A 22,162-nucleotide genomic window follows, 5' to 3' on the forward strand; every position below is an offset into this window, starting at 1 on the left:
CGTCAGCCTTCCTGAAGGGTGGTCAGGCCGTGCTCGATGAACACGGGGACCAGGTCGCCGATACGGTCGAAGCCCGCGCCGACGGTCTGGCCGAGCGTGTAGCGGTAGTGGATGCCCTCCAGGATCACGGCGAGCTTGAACCAGGCGAACGCCGTGTACCAGGCGACCGCGGACACGTCGCGCCCCGAGCGCGCGGCGTACTGTTCGATCAGCTCGGCCGGCGACGGGTGGCCGGCGGCCGTCGCGGTCGTGGAGACGGGGGAGTCGGTCAGCCCCAGCGGCATGCTGTACATGACCAGCAGGCCCAGGTCGGTGAGCGGGTCGCCGAGCGTGGACATCTCCCAGTCGAGGATCGCCCTGATCCGGTCGTCCTCGCCGATCAGCACGTTGTCGAGGCGGTAGTCGCCGTGCACGACCGTGGCGGTGGGGGAGTGCGGCAGCTCGCGCCCCAGCGCGGCGTGCAGCTCGTCGATGCCGGCCAGCTCGCGGTTGCGGGAGGCGTCCAACTGCTTGCCCCAGCGCCGCAGTTGCCGGTCGAGGAAGCCCTCGGGGCGGCCGAAGTCGGCGAGGCCCACCTCGGCGGGGTCCACGGCGTGCAGTTCGACCAGGGTGTCGACGAGGCCGAGGACAGCGCCGCGTGTGCGCTGCGGACCGAGCGGAGCGAGCTCCTCGGCGGTCCGGTAGGGCGTGCCCTCCACGAAGTCCATGACGTAGAAGGGCGCGCCGAGCACCTCCACGTCCTCGCAGAGCAGGAGGGTACGGGGCACGGGTACGGCGGTCGGGTGCAGCGCGCTGATCACCCGGTACTCGCGCTTCATGTCGTGCGCGGTGGCCAGTACGTGTCCCAGCGGCGGCCGGCGTACGACGAACTTCGAGGCGCCGTCCGTCACCGCGTACGTGAGGTTCGACCGTCCGCCCTCGATCAGCCGGCCGGTCAGCGGGCCGTTGACCAGCCCGGGCCGCTCGCTGTCGAGCAGGCCGCGCAGCCGGTCGAGATCGAGACCTGGCGGGTGGTCTGGACTCATCGTGTTGCCTCCGTAGGCGGGAATCAGGACTCCCCACATGATGCCGACCGGTCGGTATGCCGTCCAGTGGGCGGGCGAAACGTGACCGGCGTCTCGGCCGGCCGGTCACAAGGAACCCCCGGGCCGTCACCGACGGCCCGGGGGTTCCGGCATCTCCGTGAGGGCTCACGCGTGTGCCGCGATGTCTGCCTCGCGATGCCCGCCCCCGTGGTGTCTGCCCTGCGGTGTCTGTCCCGTGGTGTCTGCCCCGCGATGCCTAGTGGTCGTCCCAGTGTCCGTCGTGCCGGGCGTGGCGGTGACCGTCATGAACGTAGTCCACATGGTCGCCGTGCGTCACGGCCGGGTGTCCGCAGTCGGTGCCGTGCTCGTGGCCGTGCCCCTCGTGGGGGACGTGCCCGGCCGGCTCGCACTCGTCCCAGTGTTCCGAGTGGCTGCGGTGCAGATGCCCGTCGTGCGCGTAGTCGACGTGGTCGCCGTGCGGTACCTGGGCGTGCCCGCAGCCCGGGCCGTGGGTGTGCTCATGGGACTCGTGGGAGGTGTGTTCCTGGTGGAGCGTGGTCATGATGCTCGCCTTCGGAGGTCGGGTGCGGAGTGTGACGCCGGTCAGGCTAACCACATGAACAGCCGCATACCCGCCCAAATCGCTGGTCAGAAGATGAGCGCCGTCGCACAGACGGCCATCGCGATCGTGCAGAGCGCTGCCGTGCCCGCATGCCTCGGGGTGAACACCGCCGGCGGCACGGCCCCGGACAGCGTGCGAATCCTCCGGTGTGCCACGGCGAGGAACCCCAGCCACAGCCCGCAGCACAGCGCGCACACCACGAACGCTGTCACTCCCGGGCCTTCGCGCAACGCCGACTTCCCGGCGAGTACCGCGACCACGGTCGCCGACAGGGTCGTACGCCGCCATGCCAGCCGCGTACGCTCCGGCTGCAGTCCGGGGTCCCGGTCCCGGTCCCGGCCCTGTTCCTGGGTCTGGTCCTGGGCCTGGCCCCGGTCGCGGGTCCGGTCCTGGCCCTGGTCCTGGGTCTGGTCGCAGTCCCGGTTCTCGGGTTCCGGGGCGTGTGCCGTCACGCCTCCCACCCGACGAGCACGACGACGACCATCGCGACGGCCACCAGGGCCACACCGATGCTCAGCAGGGCCGGGAAACGGGACACCGGCAGATCCTCGTTCCGGCGCATCGCGCGCTCGCAGCGGACCCAGTGGTTCACCGCCCGCAACGCGCACAGCGCTCCGGCGGCCAGCAGGCCGAGCGCGAGACCGGCCCGCCAGGCCCACCGCAGATCGGGCAGGAACTGGTCCACCGCGAAGCCGCCGCCGATGAGGGCGAGGGAGGTCCGCAGCCAGGCCAGGAACGTTCGCTCGTTCGCCAGCGAGAAGCGGTAGTCGGGGGTGTCCCCGTCCTCCTTGATCCGCTCAGGCGCGAACCACAACTGGACGTTCCGCACAAATTCGATCACGCCCGCGACCCTACCGGCGCCCGCGGACCTCGCCGGGGCCGCGGACCTCTTCGGGGCCGCGGACCTCTTCGGGGGCCGCAGGCCCCGTCAGGCTCCCCGGAAGGCGCGCAGCCGCGCGTACGCGGCCAAGCCGTCCGGCACCCACTCCCACTCCGCCAGCCGCTTTCGCACCTCGTCCTCCGGCAGGAACGCGTGCCAGGCGACCTCCTCCACCTGAGGGCTCACCGGCAGCTCGCACCGCACCTCGTACACGGCCGACCACCAGCTCTTCCCGGTCCCGTCGTCGTACAGGAACTTGAAGAGGAACTCCGGCCGGGGCAGCCCGGAGACGCCCAGCTCCTCCTCGGCCTCCCGCAGCGCCGCGTCATCGTAGCTCTCGCCCGCGCCCACCACCCCGCCGACGAACAGGTCGTACTGGGAGGGGAACACCAGTTTGGTCGACGTGCGCCGGTGCACGAACAGGCGTCCGGCCGCATCTCTGACCTGGATGAACGCGCATCGATGCCGCAGCCCGCGCGCGTACGCGTCCCCGCGCCGGGCCCGGCCCACCACCACGTCGTGCTCGTCGACGACGTCGAGAATCTCGTCAGCGGAACTCATCCGGCCATCCAAGCAGCACGCCCCGCGTCACGCCTTGCGTTGCCCCACGCCAGGAGCTTTCAGCGAGGCTGGAAATCCCGCAGCCGCTCCTTGAGCGCGGCACCGCTCGGCATCGCGGGATGCAGTCCCAGCAGGACGACCCCCGCCACGATTCCGGCGAGTCCGGCGGCCTCCCAGGCCAGCGCCCCGGTATCGGTCCGCAACCGGTCGCCGAGGAAGCCCACCCCGCACACGATCCCGGCGAGCGGCTGGGCGGCGGTGAGCGCGGGCAACGACATCCGCAACGGCGCGGTCTCGAAGGCGCTCTGCACGAGCACGAGCCCGGTGATCCCGAGTGCGACGACCGCGTACAGCTGCCATCCGGTGGCGAGCGCCGTCCATCCGCCGTCCGAGAACCGCTGTCCGCTCACCCGGGTGAGCGCGTCCTGCACCCCGTACAGCAGTCCCGCCGCCACCCCGAGGATGGCCGGTCCCGCACTCAGCCGGGAGCGCTTGGCATACGTGGTGAGCAGCAGTGCCAGGCCCACCATCACGCCGATGATCAGCCAGTGCCGCAGCGGGTCGGAGACGGCGTCCCCGCCCTCCGGCCGGCCGGCCACGATGAAGGCCGTCACCCCGCCCGCGAGAAGCAGCAGTCCTCCCCAGCCCTGCCTGCCGAGCGACTGGCGGGTCTGGTGCCGGGAGAGTACGAGCGCGAACAGCAAATTCGTCGCGAGGAGCGGTTCGACGAGCGACACCTCGCCGTGTGACAGCGCGAGGGCGCCGAGCACCATGCCGGCCACCATGAACGCGATCCCGCCCAGCCAGCGGGGCACTTTCACCAGGTCGAGGAGGAGTCGCGGGGAGAGGAAGTCGCCCAGGGGAGCGTGTGCCGCCGCGTTCTGCTGGAGGACGAATCCGAAGCCCAGGCAGCAGGCCGCGCCGACGGCGAGGACGAGAACCAGAACCGACACGCTGCGTACCTCAAGACTTCAGACGGTGACGGGGCGAGGTGTGGTTTCGAACGACTGTAGCCCGAGTACCCGAAACCCGGCAGTTGACTGGGTCACTCCGTTGCCCAAGGATCTGACCGATCAGTAACAAGGCCGAGGAGGACCTGCTCATGGCGTACGACGCAGACGTGATCGTGATCGGAGCGGGGCTCGCCGGCCTCGCGGCGACCGCGGAACTCGTCGACGCGGGGCGCAAGGTGATCCTTCTCGACCAGGAGCCGGAGCAGTCGATCGGCGGCCAGGCGCACTGGTCGTTCGGCGGTCTGTTCTTCGTGGACTCTCCCGAGCAGCGCCGGATGCGCATCAAGGACAACCACGCGCTGGCCCTCCAGGACTGGATGGGCACCGCGGGCTTCGACCGTCCGGAGGACCACTGGCCCCGTAAGTGGGCCGAGGCGTACGTGGACTTCGCGGCCGGCGAGAAGCGGCCCTGGCTGCACCGGCAGGGCGTCCGCTGGTTCCCGGTGGTCGGCTGGGCCGAGCGCGGCGGCTACGACGCCAACGGCCACGGCAACTCCGTGCCGCGCTTCCACATCACCTGGGGCACGGGCCCGGGACTCGTCGAGCCCTTCGAGCGGCGGGTGCGCGCGGGCGTCGCGCGGGGCCTCGTACAGCTCAGGTTCCGTCACCGGGTCACGGGCCTGTCGCGCAGCGCGGGCACGGTCGACACCGTGAGCGGCGAGGTCCTGGAGCCGTCGGGCGTCGAGCGCGGCCGGGCCAGCAGCCGCGCGGTCACCGGCGCCTTCGAGTTCAGGGCCCAGGCAGTGATCGTCACATCGGGCGGCATCGGCGGCAACCACGAACTCGTCCGCGCCAACTGGCCCGAGCGCCTCGGCGCCCCGCCCGAGCGGATGATCTCCGGCGTGCCCGCGCACGTGGACGGCGAGATGCTCGGCATCGCGGAGGACACGGGCGCGCACCTCATCAACCGTGACCGCATGTGGCACTACACCGAGGGCATCCAGAACTGGAACCCCATCTGGGAGAAGCACGGCATCCGCATCCTGCCCGGCCCGTCCTCGCTCTGGCTGGACGCGCGCGGCAACCGGCTGCCCGTACCGCTGTTCCCCGGCTTCGACACGCTCGGCACGCTTGAGCACATCATGAAGACCGGGTACGACTACACGTGGTTCGTGCTCGACCAGAAGATCATCGGCAAGGAGTTCGCGCTCTCGGGATCCGAGCAGAACCCCGACCTGACCGGCAAGTCCGTCAAGGGCGTCCTCCAGCGGGCGCGGGCCGATGTGCCGGGGCCGGTGCAGGCGTTCATGGACAAAGGCGCCGACTTCGTCGTCGAGAAGGACCTGGGCGCACTCGTCCGCGGCATGAACGCGCTGACCAAGGAGCCGCTCATCGACGAGGCCCGGCTGCGCCACGAGATCACCGCCCGCGACCGGGAGATCGCGAACCCCTTCACCAAGGACCTCCAGGTGATGGCCGTCCGCGGTGCCCGTGCCTACCTCGGTGACAAGCTGATCCGCACGGCGACCCCGCACCGCATCCTCGACCCCAAGGCCGGGCCGCTCATCGCCGTCCGCCTCAACATCCTCACCCGCAAGACGCTCGGCGGTCTGGAGACCGACCTCTCGTCCCGGGTGCTGACCGAGGGCGGCGACCCGCTGTCCGGGGTGTACGCGGCGGGGGAGGCGGCCGGGTTCGGCGGCGGCGGAGTGCACGGGTACCGGTCCCTGGAAGGCACGTTCCTCGGCGGCTGCCTGTTCTCCGGACGTACGGCGGGACGGGCCGCGGCGAAGGCCGTGAAGTGACGACAGGGGCCAACTCGCGTTACCGGAGGCCGAGTTGACGCGTATCACCAACGGGTAGCCCTTGACGTGAAGCCGTGGTGGAGGGTTTGCTGTCCGTGATCGACCGCTGACAAAAACCAGTCATCGGTAAAGTCAACCGGCTTCACAGAACGGGCTGGTTGTGCGCAAAACGGAACAGCCGTCGAATGACCGCGTCGTGTGAGGAAGTCCCGCGGTGTCCCCACCCCCACCACCTCTCGGCCGCGCCCGCAAGCGCGCGGTCCAGACCTTCGACGCCGCGCTCGACGACGCCGAACTCGTCGCCGCCCGCGCCGCGTTGGCCCAGGGGCGGTGGACCGCTGTGCGCGCGCTGCTCGTCGAGACGGGTGACGACTGGGACCGTCGTGGGCACCGCGTCACGACCCTCGCGGCGGAGAGCGGCACGCTCGCCTGGGCGAGGGACTGGCAGCTAGCCGATCCCGAGTCGGGGGACGCCGCCGTGCTGCTCGCCCTCGCCACCGTCCAACGCGCCCTGAACGGCAAGGAGAAGCCCGTCAGGGCGCGTGAGGCGTGCCGTGCCGCGGCCGCGGCGCTGCCGGCCGACCCCACGCCCTGGCTCGGGCTGCTGATGCTGGAGCGCGTCCTCGGCGGTGAGCCGGACGTGGTCCAGCTCTTCGACGAGGTCCGCCACCGGTACCCCGACCATCACCACGCCCACCATCTGATGGTGGCCCGGCTCGCCGAGCGGCGGCCCGAGGCCGGGCAGGACCCGCTGCACGAGGTCTACGACTTCGCGGCCTGGTCCGCCGAGCAGGCACCCGCCGACTCACCGCTCGCGATCCTGCCCGTCGTCGCGCACGCCGAGCGCTATCGCGTCCTGGCCGCCGCGGGCAGCGAACCGGCCGACCCCGTGGCCTCCGGGCACTGGGTCGGGCGCCGGGCGCGCCAGGTGATGAAGACGGCCTTCGACTGGTGGCTGGAGTGGGAGCGCGACGACCACCCGCGCAGCCGGCTCGACCTCAACTTCCTCGTCCACGCCAAGGTCTGCGAGGGCCGGGGCGCCGAGGCGGCCGCCCTGTTCCACCGCATCGGACCGCACGTGACCCCGGTGCCGTGGTCGTACCCCGACCGGGACCCGCAGCAGGCCTTCCGTGCCGCACGCGCCAGCGTGCTCGGCATGGTCTGAACGACACCCACTCCGCCATCCCCATCCCCATCCCTGCCCCTCCGACGCCCCCGGCCATCCGCGCAATCCGAAAGGACAACCCCGCCATGACGACGGGCAGTTCGCACACCTCGACGAGTGCGTCGAGCACGAGCAGACAGGCCGCCACGGACGGCGGCATCAGCACCTTCAAGGGCCAGGACCGTGCCCTGCGTTCCGACCGGCTCGGTACGGGGGGCCTGCTGCTCTCCGTCCTCGCGGCGACCGCCCCGCTCATGGTGGTCGCGGGTGTCATGCCCACTACATTCGCGGTGATGGGCATCGTCGGCCAGCCCCTGCTCTTCGTCCTGCTCGGCATCGTGCTCGTCCTCTTCAGCGTCGGGTACGCCGAGATGAGCCGCCACGTCCACAACGCGGGCGCCTTCTACGCGTACATCGCCCGGGGGCTCGGCGGCCTGGCGGGCTCGGGCGCCGCGGCGATCGCGCTCGTCGCCTACAACGCGCTCCAGATCGGCATCTACGGCATCTTCGGCTTCGAGGTGTCCGGCCTGTTCGCCACCTACCTCGACGTCGAGATGGCCTGGTGGATACCGGCGTTGCTGGCCGCGCTCCTCGTCGGCGCCCTCGGCTGGCTGAAGATCGACGTGAACGCGCGCGTGCTCGGGGTGCTGCTGCTCATCGAGGTCGCACTCGTCGTGATCTTCGACATCGCGGCCGTCGCCGATCCCGCCAAGGAGGGCCTGTCGCTGCACGCCTTCAACCCGGACACCCTCACGGGAGCGGGCCTCGGCACCGCGCTGTGCTTCTGCATCGCCGCGTTCCTCGGCTTCGAACAGGCCCCCGTGTACGCGGAGGAGACCAGCCGCCCGCACATCCTGGTGCCGCGTGTGATGTTCCTCGCGATCGGCTTCGTCGCCGTGTTCTTCGCGTTCAGCTCCTGGGCGCTGACCGTCGCCGCGGGCCCCTCGGGGATCGTGGGAGCCTCGCAGAAGCAGAGCGCCGGGCTGCTGTTCTTCCTCACCGAGTCACGGCTCGGCGGCACGTTCACCGACGTGCTCCATGTGCTGTTCGTGACCGGCATGTTCGCCGCGATGCTCAGTTTCCACAACGTCGTCGCCCGGTACGCCTTCGCCATGGGCCGGGAAGGCCTGCTGCCCTCCGCCTTCGGCCGGACCACGGGCGCGAGCGGCGCGCCCGGCACGGGCTCGCTGCTCCAGTCGGCCGTCGCCGTGGTGGTCGTCGTGGCGTTCGCCGTCGCCGACGACAAGCCGGTCGGCGACCCGACCGCACCTGTACTGCACCTCTTCACCTGGATGGGCAACGTCGGCGCGCTCGGCGTCATCGTGCTGATGGCCGCGGCCTCGCTCTCCGTCGTCGTCTTCTTCGTCCGCCGGGGGGCCGGGCGCGCCCAGGCCCGGCGCCTCGCCTGCGCGGCGATCGCGGGGCTCTCGCTCCTCGTCATCGCCGGCTACACCGTCAAGGACTTCGACGTCCTCGTGGGCGCGGGCCCCGGCTCCTCGCTGAGCTGGGTGCTGCCCGGCATCATCGTGCTGGCGGCCGTGGCGGGTGTCCTCCAGGGCCTGTTCCTGCGCGCCCGCAAGCCCGAGGCGTACGCCGGGATCGGCCTCGGCAACGAGGCGTTCCAGCTGGACAAGGCGGCCGGGACGGACTCCTGAGGAAACCGCAGGAAGTTATTGAGGAAACCGCAGGAAGTTGTTACGGAACGCTGACGACCCCCCTCGGCCCCTGGTTTCCGGGGGCCGAGGGTGCTCGAATCAGTGCGTGAACCCCGAACTATCGTCAGCGGCCGCGGGTGAACCCGAAGCGGGTGAACCCGAAGCGGGCGGATCCGAAGCGGGCGGCGCCCCGGTGGGGCGCCGGCTCATGCTCGGGATGCTCGGACTCGGCGTCCTCGGTGTGGCCACCGCGCCCACCCTCCAGCGCGGCCTGGAGTCCTTCCTCGGCGGCGCCGCGGACAGGGACCCCACCGGTCTGACCGGCCTCCTCCCCAACGGCGGCGGCTTCCGCTACTACTCGGTCACCTCCTCCGTCCCGCACAAGGACGAGGACTCCTACCGCCTGAAGATCGACGGCCTGGTCGACCACCCCACCACGTACACCCTGTCCGACCTGCGCGCCCTGCCGCAGACACGGATGGTCCGTGACGTCCAGTGCGTCACCGGCTGGCGGGTGCCCGACACGCCCTTCGAAGGGGTACGCCTGTCCCGGCTGCTGGACGCCGCGGGGGTGCGCTCTTCGGCCGGGGCGGTCCGCTTCACGTGCTTCGACGGCGCGTACACGGAGAGCCTGACCCTGTCCCAGGCCCGCCGCGCCGACGTCCTCGTCGCCCTGCGCATGCAGGACAAGAACCTCAACCACGCCCACGGCGGCCCCGTCCGCCTCTACATGGCCCCCATGTACTTCTACAAGTCGGCGAAGTGGCTCTCCGGTATCACCGTCACATCGGACGTCCGCCCCGGTTACTGGGAAGAGCGGGGCTACGACGTGGACGCATGGGTCGGCCGGTCGAACGGACGTGACGATGACACCACCTGAGACGGACGCCTCGCAGGCCCCGGATGCCGGAGAGCGCCTCGCGGGTGCGCTGCGGGTCCGCCGCTTCACGCCCGCCGAACGCTGGGTGCACCGGACGACGGCACTCCTGATGGGCCTGTGCGTGCTGACCGCGGGTTGCCTCTACTTGCCCCCACTCGCCGAGCTCGTCGGCCGTCGGGAACTGGTCGTCAGGGTGCACGAGTGGTCCGGGCTGCTGCTTCCGGTGCCCGTCCTCGCCGGGCTCGCCTCCCGCGCCTTCCGGGCGGACCTGCGGTTCCTCAACCGCTTCGGGCCGCACGACCGGATCTGGCTGCGCTCCGCGCTGCGCCGTGACGCCCGGCCGGAGTCCCGGCCGGCCGGGAAGTTCAACGCCGGACAGAAGACGTACGCGGCCTGGATCGCCGGCGCCGTCCTGGTCATGCTCGGCACCGGGCTGCTGATGTGGTTCACCCACCTCGCCCCGCTGGTCTGGCGCACGAGCGCGACCTTCGTCCACGACTGGCTGGCGCTGACCATCGGCCTCGTCCTCGCGGGACACATCGGGATGGCTCTCACCCGCCCGGAGTCCCGTCGGGGTCTGCGGACGGGCGAGGTCAGTCGCGAGTGGGCGGAGCGGGAACATCCGCTCTGGCGGCCCTAGGAGGACTCCGTCAGGTCTGTCTCACGGTCCTGTTGGGGGCATGGCGGTGGTGTGGACGCGCATGAGTGAAACGGGCTCGGGCGAAGCTGGGGTTGTTCGTGGCTGACGTCCTCGCGTCGGTGCCGCGGAAGGATCAGCGGGCGACCGTGAGGTCGGTGGCGCCTGTGACAGAACGAAGACGTCGCGGAGAAGTGCCTGTAACTCGGTGTGGGATACAAATACTTCAGACCACATGCACCGCGCTACCGCTAGGGAACACCGTGAAGTACACCCGCAGCACTGCTCTCGCCGCCATCTGCGTCGCCGCCACCCTCTCGCTCACCGCCTGTGGCGGCGATGGCGGCGGGAAGGACTCGTCCTCCAAGGGTTCCTCCTCCAAGGGTTCCTCGTCTTCTTCGTCCGCCGGCGGTGGCTCGAAGGAGGAGGGCGGCTCGGGCTCCGACGGCTCGGAGGCCGGCAACGCGAAGTCGGCCTCCGGTGAGGACACCGAGGCCGGCGCCGGCGCCGACGCCGTGAACGGTGCGACGAAGACCGGCGGCAAGGTCGCGTCCTGCAAGACCGAGGACCTGGCCATCGACGCCAGGGACGCCGCGCCCGACGAGGCCTCCGGCGTGATCGACATCACCATGATCAACCGGGGTTCGGCCACCTGCTCGGCAACGGGCTTCGCGGGCGTCGACATCAAGGACGCCGACAACACGTCGAGCCCCATCGAGCGCGCCCAGGCCCAGCCGCGTATCACCACCCTGAAGCCCGGCGACGCCGCTGTCTTCAACCTCGCCTATGACATCGACAACACCGGCGGCAGCCTCGCGTCCCCGACCAACATCCAGGTCACGCCCCCGAACGAGACGCACAGCGTGAGCCTGGAGTGGCCCGCGGGCGCGGGGGACATCAAGGGCGCCTACACCGACGTCGAGGTCTACCCCACGCACACGACCAAGTAGGGGCAGCGCGCCAGCGGCCGGCCTCGGTGTGACCGACCGCCGCATCCGGCCACGATCTCGGCCATCCAGCGCGTAGCCATCCCTGGCTCCGCCACGGCGCCCGCCCCGAATCTGAGAGGGGCAGGCGCACGGGCCGGCGGGTCGTAGCGACGGCAGGGGCCTAGCCCAGCGCTGCCGCCAGCAGTTCGGCGGACTTGGCGACGAGCGCCTCGTCCATCGGGGCGTCGGGGCCGGACGTGGTGGACAGGACGGCCAGCACTACGGGTGCCCTCTCCGGCGTCCAGGCGATGCCCACGTCGTTGGTGGTGCCGTACTTGCCCGTGCCCGTCTTGTCGCCGAGGGCCCAGTCCTCGGGCAGGCCCGCGCGGAAACGATTCGTACTCGTGGTGTTGGCCAGCAGCCACTCGGTCAGCTGCCGCCTGTCCCGGGGCACGAGCGCGTCGCCGAGGGCGAGCTTCGCGTACGTCCGCCCGATGGCGGCGGGGCTGGTGAGGTCCGTCGTACGCCAGGGCTCGGCAGAGTTCAGCGCGGGCTCCCACCGGTCGAGGCGGGTCGTGGTGTCCCCCATCGAGCGGCAGAAGCGCGTGATGGCGGTCGGGCCGCCCAGCTCGCGGAGCAGCAGGTTCGCCGCTGCGTTGTCACTGTGGGCCATGGCGGCGTGGCACAACTGCGCGACGGTCATGCCGTTGGCGAGGTTGTCCGGCCGGCCCGTGACGGGGGAGCCCCCCGCCTCCTCCAGCTCCTCCGCGGTGTACCGGATCCGCAGGTCCAGGAACTCGCCGTGCCGGTCGAGGTCCCGCAGTACGGCGGCGGCGGCGAGGGTCTTGAACACCGAACACATCGGGAACGGTTCGTCCGCGCGGTAGCGCACGGTCCTGCCGGTTCGCGTGTTGCGGGCGAAGACGCCCAGGCGGGCGGAGTGGGTGTGCTCCAGCTCGGCCAGGGCCCTGACCACGTCGTGCTCGGTCTCGGCAGTGGCCGACTTCGCCGCCGCGTGGGCCGAGGGGGCCATGGTCGTGGCCAGAGCGGCGCCGGCGCCGAGGGCCAGTGCGGTTCGGCGGCTGCGGTGGGATGGTGAGCTTTGCAAGGTCGCTCTCTCTTCCGCTTCGAACGATGATCAGCGTGCGTAGAGGGAGACTTCTGGGAAGCTCGTGTGGTTCCTGGCGCGTTTGAGGGGCGTGGGTCGGGTGTGGCAGGTGTGACCGGTCGTGCCTCTGCCGAGCCTCGGGAAAGCCCCTTTCGGCTCGGCTCCGGCTTCTTCAGAGGACGCTGGTCATGCCACCGTCGACGTACAGCACCTGACCGCTGACGAAGTCCGCCGCGGGGGAGGCGAGGAACAGCACACCGCCGACCAGATCCTCCGTACGCCCCCAGCGGCCGGCCGGGGTCCGGCGCCGGACCCACGCGCTGAACTCCGGGTCGTCGACGAGGGGTTGGGTGAGTTCGGTCTCGATGTAGCCGGGGCCGAGCCCGTTCACCTGGATCCCGTGCGGCCCCCAGTCGGCGCACATCCCCTTGGTGAGCATCTTCAGCGCGCCCTTGGTGGCGGCGTACGGCGCGATGCCGGGCCGTGCCACCTCGCTCTGCAGGGAGCAGATGTTGACGATCTTGCCGTGACCGCGCGCGGTCATGCCCCGGGCTGCCTCGCGGCCCACCAGGAACGCGCTGGTCAGGTTGGTGTCGATGATGCGGTGCCAGTCGGCGTCGCTGAACTCCAGGAGCGGGGCCCGCAGTTGCATTCCCGCGTTGTTGACGAGGATGTCCAGCGGACCCACCCGCCCCTCGACGTCCGCGATTCCGGCGGCCACCGACGGACCGTCGGTCACGTCGAAGGCGGCGGTGTGCACCTCGCCGGGCAGTTCCGCCGCGGCCTCGGTGAGCCGGTCCGTGTCGCGGCCGTTCAGCACGACCGTGCAGCCTGCCTCCGCGAGGCCGCGGGCCAGCGCGAGGCCGATGCCCCGGCTGGACCCGGTCACCAGCGCCGTACGGCCGCCGATGTCGAAGAGAGGGTGAGCCATCGCCGTGCTCCTTCGTGGCCGACTTCTGTGGCGTACTTCCGTGTGCCCTGACAGGTCCTGCCGGACAGGTCCTACCTGACAGGTCCTAGATGACGAGCGACAGCAGCAGGACCAGGCCTCCGGCGACCACCGAGATGATGGTCTCCATGACCGACCAGGTCTTGATGGTCTGGCCGACACTCAGGCCGAAGTACTCCTTGACCAGCCAGAACCCGGCGTCGTTCACATGGCTGAAGAACAGCGAACCGGCGCCGATCGCGAGGACGAGCAGCGAGGTGTGCGCGGTCGACATGTCGGCCGCGAGCGGGGCCACGAGACCGGCCGCCGAGATGGTGGCGACGGTCGCGGAACCGGTCGCGAGCCGGATCGCCACCGCGATCAGCCAGCCGAGCAGCAGGGCGGGGATCGACCAGTCCTTGGAGATGTCCAGGATCATCTGGCCCACGCCGGAGTCGATCAGCGTCTGCTTGAAGCCGCCGCCCGCGCCGACGATCAGCAGGATGCCCGCGATCGGGGCGAGGGACTTCTCGACGGTCGAGGAGATCCGGTCCCTGGTGAACCCGGCCGCCCGGCCGAGGGTGAAGAGGGCCACGAGCACGGCCGCGAGCAGTGCGATCAGCGGGGAGCCGATCACGTCGAAGACGCGCTGCACCATGTTCTCGGGGTCGTCGATGATGATGTCGACCAGCGCCTTGGCCAGCATCAGCACGACCGGCAGCAGCACGGTGGCGATGGTGACGCCGAAGCCGGGGCGCTTCTCCAGGTCCTCGGAGGCGCGCTGGGGGATCATCTTCTCCGGGGCGGGGACGTCCACCCAGCGGGTGGCGTACCTGGAGAAGAGCGGGCCCGCGATGATCACCGTCGGGACGGCGACGAGGATGCCGAGGGCGAGGGTGACACCGAGGTTGGCCTTGACCGCGTCGATCGCGACCAGCGGGCCGGGGTGCGGCGGGATCAGCCCGTGCATCACGGACAGGCCGGCGAGCGCCGGGATGCCGATGCGCATCAGCGAGTAGTTGCCACGCTTGGCCACCATCAGGACGACCGGTATCAGCAGCACGATGCCGACCTCGAAGAACAGCGGCAGTCCGATCACCGAGGCGATCAGCACCATCGCCCAGGGCATCGAGCGGCCGCCCGCCTTCGCGAGGATCGTGTCGACGATCTGGTCGGCGCCGCCGGAGTCTGCGAGCAGCTTGCCGAGGATCGCGCCGAGTGCGATCAGTACGCCCACGCCGGCGACGGTCGAACCGAGACCGGACGAGAAGCTGGTGATGGCCTTGTCGAGCGGGGCTCCGGCGAAGGCACCGAGCGCCAGCGACCCGATGGTCAGCGCGAGAAAGGCGTGGAGCTTGAACTTGGTGATGAGCAGGACGATGACGGCGATGCCCGCCAGAACGGCGATGCCCAGCTGAGCGTGGCCCGCCGAGGTGATCGGCTCGACGGGATCCGCTGCCAGCATCTCGACGCTGAGTCTGGTCACGGTGCTTTTCCTTGGGTGGGAGGGGAGCTTGAGGCGGCTGAGAGGTCTGAGGGCGCGGTCGGAGCGAGGGGCGCCCGGTGCTACCGGTGCTACCGGGCGAGGTCGCGCAGTGCGGTCACGGCCCGTTCGGTGATCTCGTCGGGGCTGCCGGTGACGTCCACGGCGACACCCGTCTCGTCCGCCTGGAGCGGCTGGAGGGTGCCGAACTGGGAGTCCAGGAGCGCGGTGGGCATGAAGTGGCCCTTCCGGTGCGCCATCCGGTCCTCGATCAGCGTCCGGTCACCGGTGAGGTGGACGAAGACGACGTCGGGGGCGGCAGACCTGATCCGGTCCCGGTAGGCGCGCTTCAGCGCGGAGCTGCTGACCACGCCGCCGAGCCCGGTCCGCCCGTGCGCCCAGGCGCCGATGGCCTCCAGCCAGGGCCAGCGATCCTCGTCGGTGAGCGGCGTGCCGGCCGTCATCTTGGCGATGTTGGCCTCGGGGTGGAAGTCGTCGCCCTCGGCGTAGGGAACGCCGAGCCGGTTCGCAAGCAGGGGCCCGATGGTGGTCTTGCCCGTGCCTGCCACGCCCATGACCACGACGACGTGGGGGGTAGTCATTGCTGCTGCCTCGCTGTCTTCTTCGACATCGGATGAGACATCCGGGTGCCGCATCCGTCACGACACTGAAACGCATAGGTCAGATGAATTCAAGAGTCTGTGACGTATAAGTCTGACTTTTTGTTCCGGTCCTCCGCCTCGTACCCTGAACCTCATGAGCACACCGGGCCGGGGGCTGCACGGCCATGTACTGGAGAGCCTCGGTCCATCGATCACCGCGGGCGAGTACCCCCCCGGCAGCGTTCTGCGCACCGACGAGCTGGCGCAGCGTTTTGAGGTGTCACGCTCCGTGATGCGTGAGGCCGTCCGGGTCCTGGAGTCGATGCACCTCGTCGAGTCCCGCCGCCGGGTCGGCGTCACCGTGCTCCCCGCGAACGAGTGGAACGTCTACGACCCGCAGGTCATCCGGTGGCGTCTGGCGGGCGCCGACCGGCCGCGCCAGCTGCGCTCGCTGACCGTGCTGCGCCGCGCCGTCGAGCCCGTCGCCGCGGGGCTGGCCGCCAGGCACGCCACGGCCGAGCAGTGCGCCGAGCTCACCGAGTGCGCCCTCGGCATGGTGGCCAATTCACGCGGCCACAGGCTGGAGGGGTACCTCGTCCACGACATCGCCTTCCACCGGATCGTGCTGAACGCGTCCGGCAACGAGATGTTCGCCCGGCTCGGTGACGTCGTCGCCGAGGTGCTGGCGGGGCGCACCCACCACGAGGTCATGTTCGAGGACCCCGACCCGGCCGCGGTCACGTTGCACGTGCAGGTCGCGGAGGCGGTGCGTGGGGGCGACGCGGTTCGTGCGGAGGCGTTGACGCGGGAGATCGTGCTCGGTGCGCTGCAGGAGCTGGACATCCTCAGCCCGGAGACCTGAACGGACCTGGGCGCCCTGAGCGCCCTGAGCGACGGCGGGAGCCCTGCCGATGCTGCCGCCGGGCCGCCCGGCCGCTCGGTGCTGTTGTCGCCGATGCGGGCGGCCGCCCGGTGCCGGCTCCGGCCTACGTGCCTACGTGCCTGTCACGCCCTGGTCGGTGATGTCGCCGTCCACGTACACCCATGCGCCGTCGAGGCGTTCGAAGCGGCTGCGTTCGTGCAGGGCGCCTTCGGAAGAGGTCGCTCGGAAGGTCACTGTGCCGGTGGTGTGGAAGGGCGTGCCCTCGGTGGTGGCGAGGATCTCCAGGCCGGTCCAGCGCACGGCCGGATCGAGGTCCAGGCGGGCCGGCCGGGTGCGGGGATGCCAGGTCCGCAGCAGGTACGCCTCATCGCACTTCACGAACGCGCAGTAGCGCGAGCGCATCAGGGTCTCAGCTGTCGGTGCCGCGCCCTCACCCCTATGGAATCGGCCACAGCATCTGTCGTACGTCTCCCCAAGACCGCAAGGACAGGAGGGGTTGCGCGCGGGGGTGGAACGGCGCTGGTTGCGGGAGTGCGGGGTGCGTCTGGGCATGCGCTCCATTCTGCTGCACCACGGCCTGTGGCGAATCGGTGAATCAGGTGACCCGACACGAGTACATCGTGTGCGAACTGTGCGCGGTGTCCTTCATCGAACCTTCTCCACGGGTGGCGTGAACCTGCCTTGCATGCGCAACTGCTGAACCACCAACGTGGGTTGAGCACTTGAGCATCAGGAGTCACAAGCGTGCTGCTTGACCCCGGACGGCCGTCCGGCCGGGGCACTGACGGGGGAAGCTGATGCGGTTCCGTGGACCGGCGTGCCCTCGCACGTCCGGAGACCTCCGCGTGCCGCCGGACGAGACCACCCCCCTCTGCCGCCTCTTGGTGCATTCACCCGGTGCCCGAGAACGGATTTAGGAGGGGGAATGCCGATGAGCGCGGTGAACACTGCCAGGCCGACGTATCCCGGCGTCTACGTCGAAGAACTTCCCAGCAGCGCACGGACCATCTCGACCGTCACCACCTCGGTGACCGCCTTCGTGGGGCACACCCGGCGCGGTCCGCTGAACGAGCCGGTGCGCGTCACGAGCTTCACCGAGTTCGAGCGCCGCTTCGGGGGCCTGAGCTCGCAGAGCGCCGTCGGCTACGCGGTGCACCAGTTCTTCGGCAACGGCGGCACGGTCGCCGTGATCGTCCGAGTCGCCAGGTCGGGCAGCGGCAAGTCCGCCCTCGTCACCCTGGAGTCCACCGAGGGCCACAGCGAGTGCCCCGTCCTGGAGGTGCACGCCAAGGAACCGGGCGTGTGGGGCAACGGCCTGCGCGTCGCCGTCGACTACGACACACCCTGCCCGGACGAGACCTTCAACCTGCGCGTGTACGACGCCAAGGGCGAGGCCCGCGAGAGCTTCACCGGTCTGTCGATGGACACCTCGCACGGCCGGCACGCGCCGACCGTGATCAACGCGGGATCGCGGCTCATCCGTGTCGAGGCCGTGGGCGAGGGCCGCCCCGACCCGTCCGGCACCGTCTCCAAGCCGTTCGGGCACGAACTGCCCGACCTCGCCGTCGACTTGACCGTCAAAATCGGTGAGGTCGAGCGCGAGTTCACGCTGTACGACCCCGACTGCGACGGCGAAGCCCCCGCCACGGTGACCGAGCTGGCCCTGCTCCTGGAGCGGAAGCTGCGGGCGCTGCCCGACGCGCCGGGCCGGCACGCCTTCGCGGGCGCCGAGGTCACCGCCTTCGGCAGGCGCCTCCAGGTCGTCGCGGGCTCCACCGACCCCGAGGACGTCGTCCGTTTTGTCGGCGAGTGCGCCAACGACCTGGGCCTGGAAGCCTCCGTCAACCCGCCCGTCTTCCCGCTGGAGGACGGCGAGGACGGCGAGGCACCCGGCCCCCGCGACCTCGTCGGCAGTGAGACCGACAAGACCGGCATCCAGGCGCTGCGCGGCGTCGCGGACGTCAACCTCCTCGTCCTGCCCGAACTGGCGGCGTACGAGTCGACCGAGGACGCGATCACGGTCGTCTCCGCGGCCCAGCGACTCTGCCAGGAACGGCGGATCTTCCTCCTCGTCGACGCGCCCGGCACCTGGGTGAGCGTGGACACCGCCCGCGCGGGACTCGCGGCCTTCGACGCCGTACGCGGCAACCACGCCGGCCTGTACTTCCCCCACCTCCAGCTCACCGACCCGCTCACCGGACGGCTGCGTTCGTTCCCGCCGTCGGGCGCGGTCGCCGGCGTCTACGCGCGCACGGACTCCGAGCGCGGCGTGTGGAAGGCACCGGCCGGCACCGAGGCACGGCTCGCGGGCGTGCACTCGCTCACGGTCGACCTCACCGACCGCGAGACCGGACTGCTCAACCCGCTCGGCGTCAACTGCCTGCGCACCATGCCGATGGTGGGACCGCTCGTGTGGGGGGCGCGGACCCTGGAGGGCTCCGACGCGCTCGACAGCGAGTGGAAGTACGTGTCGGTGCGGCGGCTCGCGCTGCACGTCGAGGAGAGCCTGCAACGCGGCCTGCAGTGGGTCGTGTTCGAGCCCAACGACGAGAACCTGTGGCAGCAGATCCGCCTCGGCGCCTCCTCGTATCTGCACACGCTCTTCCGCCAGGGCGCCTTCAAGGGCGGCACACCGCGAGAGGCGTACTTCGTCAAGTGCGACCACGACACCACGACGGACGAGGACATCGCGAACGGCATCGTGAACGTCCTGGTCGGCATCGCACCGGTCAGGCCCGCCGAATTCGTGGTCGTCAGGATCCAGCAGACGTCCGGGCAGTTCGAGCTCTAGACCCGACGCCCGACGAGGGAGAACGTGAAGGAAACCGATGGCTGAGTTCACTGTCAACGCCCAGCGCTTCGACCCCTACAAGAACTTCAAGTTCCTCGTGCTGTGGGACGGTCGTACGGTCGCGGGCATCAGCAAGATCAGTCCGCTGAAGCGGACCACCGAGGTCGTCAAGCACCGGCACGGCGGCGACCCCAGCTCCCCGCGGAAGTCGCCGGGGCGCTCCGAGTTCGAGGGCGTCACGCTGGAGCGCGGGGTCACGCACGACCCCGAGTTCGACCGCTGGGCCAACAAGGTCTGGCAGGTCGGGGCCGGCCTCGGCTCCGAGGTGTCCCTCGCCGACTTCCGCAAGGACATCGTGATCCAGGTCCTCAACGAGGCCGGTCAGGTGGCTGTCTCGCACAAGCTCTACCGGACCTGGCCCAGCGAGTACCAGGTCCTCGGTGAACTGGACGCCAACGCCAACGCGGTGGCCATCCAGTCGCTGAAGCTGGAGTGCGAGGGCTGGGAGCGGGACTACGAGGTGCCCGAGCCGGAGGAACCGTCGTTCCTCAACCCCGCCTGACCAGCGGGCAAGTCGAAGGACCTGGGACAGGCCATAAGGGCTGCGGTGGCTGCGGTGGTTGCAGTGGTTGCGGTGGCAGCGGTACGGGACGGGGGAGGGCATGACGAACACTCGGGCGGCTGAACTTCTCACCACCTGGGAGGCCGGGCTTGCCCAGGCGCCGTCCGGACGTGCCCTGCTGCTGCACCGTGCCGCCCGCCCGGACACCGGGGGCGAGGCCCTGTCCGCGCTGCCGGTGGGCGAGCGGGAGGCCGACCTCTTCACGCTGCGCCGGGCTCTGTTCGGCGAACGGATGCAGGTCCGCCTGCCCTGCTCCTCCTGTGCTGAGGACATGGAGTTCGACCTGGACGCCGGGGAACTGGCCCGGCCGGCGGGTACCCCCGCCGAGTCCTCGGTACGGGTCGCCGAGGACGGCTGGGAGATCGAGTTCCGGGTGCCGAGTGTCGCCGACCTGACGGCGGCGGCCCGGCACCCGGAACCCCGGCGGGCCCTGCTGGCGCGGTGCGTCGTCTCGGCGGTGCGGGACGGAACGGTCGTCCTGGCCGACGCGCTGCCCGAGGCGATGCAGCGCAGGCTCGCCGAGGCGGCACAGGAGGCCGACCCGGGCGCCGACGTCACGCTCAACATCAACTGCCCCGAGTGCGGAACGGCCACCCGCGCCGAACTCGACATCGCCTCCTACCTGTGGACCGAACTGGACGCCTGGGCGCGCGATGTGCTCCTCGACGTCCATCTGCTCGCCACCGCGTACGGCTGGAGCGAGCCGGAGATCCTGGCGCTGAGCCCGCTGAGGCGCCGCTACTACCTGGAGCTGTGTGCCGATGTCTGACCCCCTGGGAGGGCGCGCCGACGAAGGCGGGACGTCACCGGCGCCCGACTTCCCCGACTTCTTCGACCGGCTGCTCGCCCGGCACACCCCGGCCGCCGTGCCGCACTCGAACGTGGTGCGCCTGCGGCCGCGACTGGCCGGACCCTTCGAACGGGCCGAGGCGGTACGGGCCACCGAGCCCGAGCCGGACGCGTCGGGACCGCTGTGGCCCACCACGGGCCGGCCGCCGCTCACGGACGGGGACCTGGCCGGCCCGTCGGTGCGTGAGATCCAGCTTCGTACAGAGCGCGAGCGGACCGTCGTACAGCCCGGGCGGCCGGCGTCCGACGCAGTCGTGTTCGGGCCCGTGGCGCGGGACCTGTCCGAGGCGCCACTGCTGAGGCCCGCCGCTTCGGCCGCACCGGCCCCGCGGCCGGTTCCCACGTCCGCGCGGCGTACCGCCGGGCGGGGCGAGCCGGCGCGGGCCGCCTCCCCGAGCGCGGTGTCCGTGTCCCGCCCCTCGGGCACGGACGTCGCTTCCCCTGCCGCCGTGTCCGCCGCGCTGCGACCCAGCGCCGCGGACACGGCGGCGGCCCGCGACGCCGTACGACAGGCCGCGGGCCGACGGCCCGGGCGCGGCGGCGAGCAGGTGGTCCAGGTGCAGATCGGCCGCCTCGAAGTGACGGCGGCGGGTGCGGCCCCGGGCAACGGGAGCCGACGGCCCGCCGCCGCCGGGCGCCCTGCGGCGAGCGTGAGTCTGGCGGACTACCTGGCGAGGGGGCGCGAGTGAGGCACGCGCCGAAGCACGGTCGACGGACCGGCGGGGCTGAGGAACGGACCGGCCGGACTGAGGAACTGACCGGCGGGATCGAGAAGCGGACAAGTGGGACTGAGGAACGAACAAGTGGGACTGAGGAACTGACGTCATGAGCAACGCACTCGCCATCGCCCACGTCACCCAGGCCCTCGCCCTGCTGATCGAGGCCAACCTGCAGCCCGAGATCGACATGGCTGTCAAGGTCGAACCGCGCAAGCCGTCGGCCGACCCGCCCGCCGAACCCACGGTCACCGTCTTCCTCTACCAGGTCACGCCCAACACCTCGCAGCGGGGAAACGACCTGCCGACCCGCGCGGCCGACGGCACCCTGCGCAAGCGGGCCGCGGCGGCGCTGGACCTGCACTTCCTGATCAGTGCGTACGGCGACGAGACGGAACTGGTCGGACAGCGGCTGATCGGCTCCGTCGTGCGCACCCTGCACGAGATACCCGTCCTGCCGAAGGACATCGTCGAACTCGCCGGGGAGAAGCCCTACTTGGCGGACAGCGACCTCGCCGAGGCCGTACAGCGGGTGCGATTCACGCCCACGTCGATGGACATCGACGAGACCTCGAAGCTGTGGGGGATGCTCCACCAGACCCCGTACACCCTGTCGGTGGTCTATCAGGCGGCGCTCGTCTTCATCGAGGGCCGCGAGAAGCCGGTGGCGGCCAAGCCGGTGGAGCGGTCGTCGGTGCGGGTGTTGCCGTTCGGTGCGCAGCCGCAGGGGGCGGGTGGCGCCTCGGCAGGCGCCCCCGCCAAGACGGTCGAGGCCGCCGACAACGCGCCCGACAAGGCACCCGTCAAGTCCGCCGAGAAGGTGCCCGCGCAGAAGCCCGCGAAGGAATCGGCCAGGACACCGGCCAAGGCGTCGGCCAAGACGTCGACCAAGGCGCCCGCGCAGGCACCGGTGAAGGCCGCCGCCAAGGCACCGGCCCGCGCTCGCAAGGAGACGCAGCCCAACAAGACGGCCCAGGCGGGCAGGTCCCCGCGAGGTACGGCCAAGGGCACGGCGGGCTCCCCGGCAGCCGACGACGGCCCCGACCGCGCGGAGCGGTGAGGCGGAGT

23 protein-coding genes are annotated in these 22,162 nt (G+C 70.9%); 12 read left to right on the forward strand and 11 right to left on the reverse strand.

The genetic code is table 11. From position 1 onward, the window contains the following. Positions 1 to 2 precede the first annotated feature (2 nt). The 6 genes from AB0D14_RS08260 to AB0D14_RS08285 form a co-directional block, all read right to left on the reverse strand. Entirely contained in the window at positions 3 to 1,025 is a 1,023-nt protein-coding gene (locus AB0D14_RS08260; protein ID WP_362776020.1) for a phosphotransferase family protein, read from the reverse strand. A gap of 256 nt (positions 1,026 to 1,281) precedes the next feature. After that, positions 1,282 to 1,587 carry a hypothetical protein gene (locus tag AB0D14_RS08265; protein ID WP_362776022.1) on the reverse strand — a complete coding sequence of 102 codons (306 nt, stop codon included), beginning with the start codon at positions 1,585 to 1,587 and terminating at the stop codon, positions 1,282 to 1,284. Between the two features lie 86 nt (positions 1,588 to 1,673). Continuing rightward, positions 1,674 to 1,961: a DUF202 domain-containing protein gene (locus tag AB0D14_RS08270; protein WP_362776209.1), complete on the reverse strand. Its 288-nt coding sequence runs from the start codon at positions 1,959 to 1,961 to the stop codon at positions 1,674 to 1,676. Between the two features lie 134 nt (positions 1,962 to 2,095). After that, positions 2,096 to 2,488: a DUF202 domain-containing protein gene (locus AB0D14_RS08275; protein WP_362776024.1), complete on the reverse strand. Its 393-nt coding sequence runs from the start codon at positions 2,486 to 2,488 to the stop codon at positions 2,096 to 2,098. Positions 2,489 to 2,575: 87 nt separating this feature from the next. After that, positions 2,576 to 3,088 carry an NUDIX domain-containing protein gene (locus AB0D14_RS08280; protein ID WP_362776025.1) on the reverse strand — a complete coding sequence of 171 codons (513 nt, stop codon included), beginning with the start codon at positions 3,086 to 3,088 and terminating at the stop codon, positions 2,576 to 2,578. Positions 3,089 to 3,147: 59 nt separating this feature from the next. Further along, positions 3,148 to 4,041, reverse strand: coding sequence for a DMT family transporter (locus AB0D14_RS08285; protein WP_362776027.1), 894 nt, complete (start codon positions 4,039 to 4,041; stop codon positions 3,148 to 3,150). Positions 4,042 to 4,190: 149 nt separating this feature from the next. Between AB0D14_RS08285 and AB0D14_RS08290 the strand changes: the two genes are divergently transcribed. The 6 genes from AB0D14_RS08290 (at position 4,191) to AB0D14_RS08315 (ending at position 11,133) form a co-directional block, all read left to right on the forward strand. Further along, complete coding sequence (locus AB0D14_RS08290) at positions 4,191 to 5,846, forward strand: FAD-binding dehydrogenase (protein ID WP_362776029.1); 1,656 nt, start codon at positions 4,191 to 4,193, stop codon at positions 5,844 to 5,846. Positions 5,847 to 6,060: 214 nt separating this feature from the next. Beyond that, positions 6,061 to 7,011, forward strand: coding sequence for a hypothetical protein (locus AB0D14_RS08295; protein ID WP_362776031.1), 951 nt, complete (start codon positions 6,061 to 6,063; stop codon positions 7,009 to 7,011). A gap of 86 nt (positions 7,012 to 7,097) precedes the next feature. After that, the gene (locus AB0D14_RS08300) at positions 7,098 to 8,666 is read left to right on the forward strand and encodes an APC family permease (RefSeq protein ID WP_362776033.1); all 1,569 of its coding nucleotides are present in this window, start codon (positions 7,098 to 7,100) and stop codon (positions 8,664 to 8,666) included. Positions 8,667 to 8,874: 208 nt separating this feature from the next. Next, on the forward strand, positions 8,875 to 9,546 hold the full coding sequence (locus AB0D14_RS08305) for a molybdopterin-dependent oxidoreductase (protein WP_362776211.1): 672 nt from the start codon (positions 8,875 to 8,877) through the stop codon (positions 9,544 to 9,546). After that, complete coding sequence (locus tag AB0D14_RS08310; RefSeq protein ID WP_362776034.1) at positions 9,533 to 10,186, forward strand: cytochrome b/b6 domain-containing protein; 654 nt, start codon at positions 9,533 to 9,535, stop codon at positions 10,184 to 10,186. The genes AB0D14_RS08305 and AB0D14_RS08310 overlap by 14 nt, the downstream gene beginning before the upstream one ends. Positions 10,187 to 10,446: 260 nt before the next feature. After that, entirely contained in the window at positions 10,447 to 11,133 is a 687-nt protein-coding gene (locus AB0D14_RS08315) for a DUF4232 domain-containing protein (protein WP_362776213.1), read from the forward strand. A gap of 160 nt (positions 11,134 to 11,293) precedes the next feature. Here AB0D14_RS08315 and bla read toward each other — a convergent pair whose 3' ends face one another. The 4 genes from bla to AB0D14_RS08335 all read right to left on the reverse strand — a co-directional run bounded on the left by bla (position 11,294) and on the right by AB0D14_RS08335 (position 15,233). Then, positions 11,294 to 12,220 (reverse strand): class A beta-lactamase, encoded by a 927-nt coding sequence (gene bla, locus AB0D14_RS08320; protein ID WP_362776036.1) that lies wholly within the window; start codon positions 12,218 to 12,220, stop codon positions 11,294 to 11,296. Between the two features lie 172 nt (positions 12,221 to 12,392). Next, positions 12,393 to 13,151: an SDR family oxidoreductase gene (locus AB0D14_RS08325; RefSeq protein WP_362776037.1), complete on the reverse strand. Its 759-nt coding sequence runs from the start codon at positions 13,149 to 13,151 to the stop codon at positions 12,393 to 12,395. An 85-nt stretch (positions 13,152 to 13,236) separates the two neighbouring features. Next, the gene (locus AB0D14_RS08330; RefSeq protein WP_362776038.1) at positions 13,237 to 14,634 is read right to left on the reverse strand and encodes a gluconate:H+ symporter; all 1,398 of its coding nucleotides are present in this window, start codon (positions 14,632 to 14,634) and stop codon (positions 13,237 to 13,239) included. A gap of 89 nt (positions 14,635 to 14,723) precedes the next feature. After that, complete coding sequence (locus AB0D14_RS08335) at positions 14,724 to 15,233, reverse strand: gluconokinase (RefSeq protein WP_362776039.1); 510 nt, start codon at positions 15,231 to 15,233, stop codon at positions 14,724 to 14,726. Positions 15,234 to 15,387: 154 nt separating this feature from the next. Between AB0D14_RS08335 and AB0D14_RS08340 the strand changes: the two genes are divergently transcribed. Then, positions 15,388 to 16,095, forward strand: a complete 708-nt coding sequence (locus AB0D14_RS08340; RefSeq protein WP_362776040.1) for a FadR/GntR family transcriptional regulator — start codon at positions 15,388 to 15,390, stop codon at positions 16,093 to 16,095. Positions 16,096 to 16,227: 132 nt separating this feature from the next. Here AB0D14_RS08340 and AB0D14_RS08345 read toward each other — a convergent pair whose 3' ends face one another. Then, the gene (locus tag AB0D14_RS08345) at positions 16,228 to 16,668 is read right to left on the reverse strand and encodes a YchJ family protein (RefSeq protein WP_362776042.1); all 441 of its coding nucleotides are present in this window, start codon (positions 16,666 to 16,668) and stop codon (positions 16,228 to 16,230) included. A 373-nt stretch (positions 16,669 to 17,041) separates the two neighbouring features. Here AB0D14_RS08345 and AB0D14_RS08350 point away from each other — a divergent pair, with 373 nt between their 5' ends. From AB0D14_RS08350 to AB0D14_RS08370, 5 genes are all read left to right on the forward strand, one after another. Next, entirely contained in the window at positions 17,042 to 18,907 is a 1,866-nt protein-coding gene (locus tag AB0D14_RS08350; protein WP_362776043.1) for a phage tail sheath C-terminal domain-containing protein, read from the forward strand. A 37-nt stretch (positions 18,908 to 18,944) separates the two neighbouring features. Then, positions 18,945 to 19,469 carry a phage tail protein gene (locus AB0D14_RS08355; RefSeq protein WP_362776044.1) on the forward strand — a complete coding sequence of 175 codons (525 nt, stop codon included), beginning with the start codon at positions 18,945 to 18,947 and terminating at the stop codon, positions 19,467 to 19,469. Between the two features lie 100 nt (positions 19,470 to 19,569). Beyond that, on the forward strand, positions 19,570 to 20,298 hold the full coding sequence (locus AB0D14_RS08360; RefSeq protein ID WP_362776046.1) for a hypothetical protein: 729 nt from the start codon (positions 19,570 to 19,572) through the stop codon (positions 20,296 to 20,298). Further along, positions 20,291 to 21,067: a hypothetical protein gene (locus tag AB0D14_RS08365; RefSeq protein ID WP_362776048.1), complete on the forward strand. Its 777-nt coding sequence runs from the start codon at positions 20,291 to 20,293 to the stop codon at positions 21,065 to 21,067. The genes AB0D14_RS08360 and AB0D14_RS08365 overlap by 8 nt, the downstream gene beginning before the upstream one ends. Positions 21,068 to 21,203: 136 nt before the next feature. Beyond that, positions 21,204 to 22,154 carry a DUF4255 domain-containing protein gene (locus AB0D14_RS08370; RefSeq protein WP_362776050.1) on the forward strand — a complete coding sequence of 317 codons (951 nt, stop codon included), beginning with the start codon at positions 21,204 to 21,206 and terminating at the stop codon, positions 22,152 to 22,154. The last annotated feature ends 8 nt before the right edge of the window (positions 22,155 to 22,162 follow it).

It is taken from the genome of Streptomyces sp. NPDC048484, assembly GCF_040651415.1.
In the GTDB taxonomy this organism is placed as follows: Bacteria; Actinomycetota; Actinomycetes; order Streptomycetales; family Streptomycetaceae; genus Streptomyces.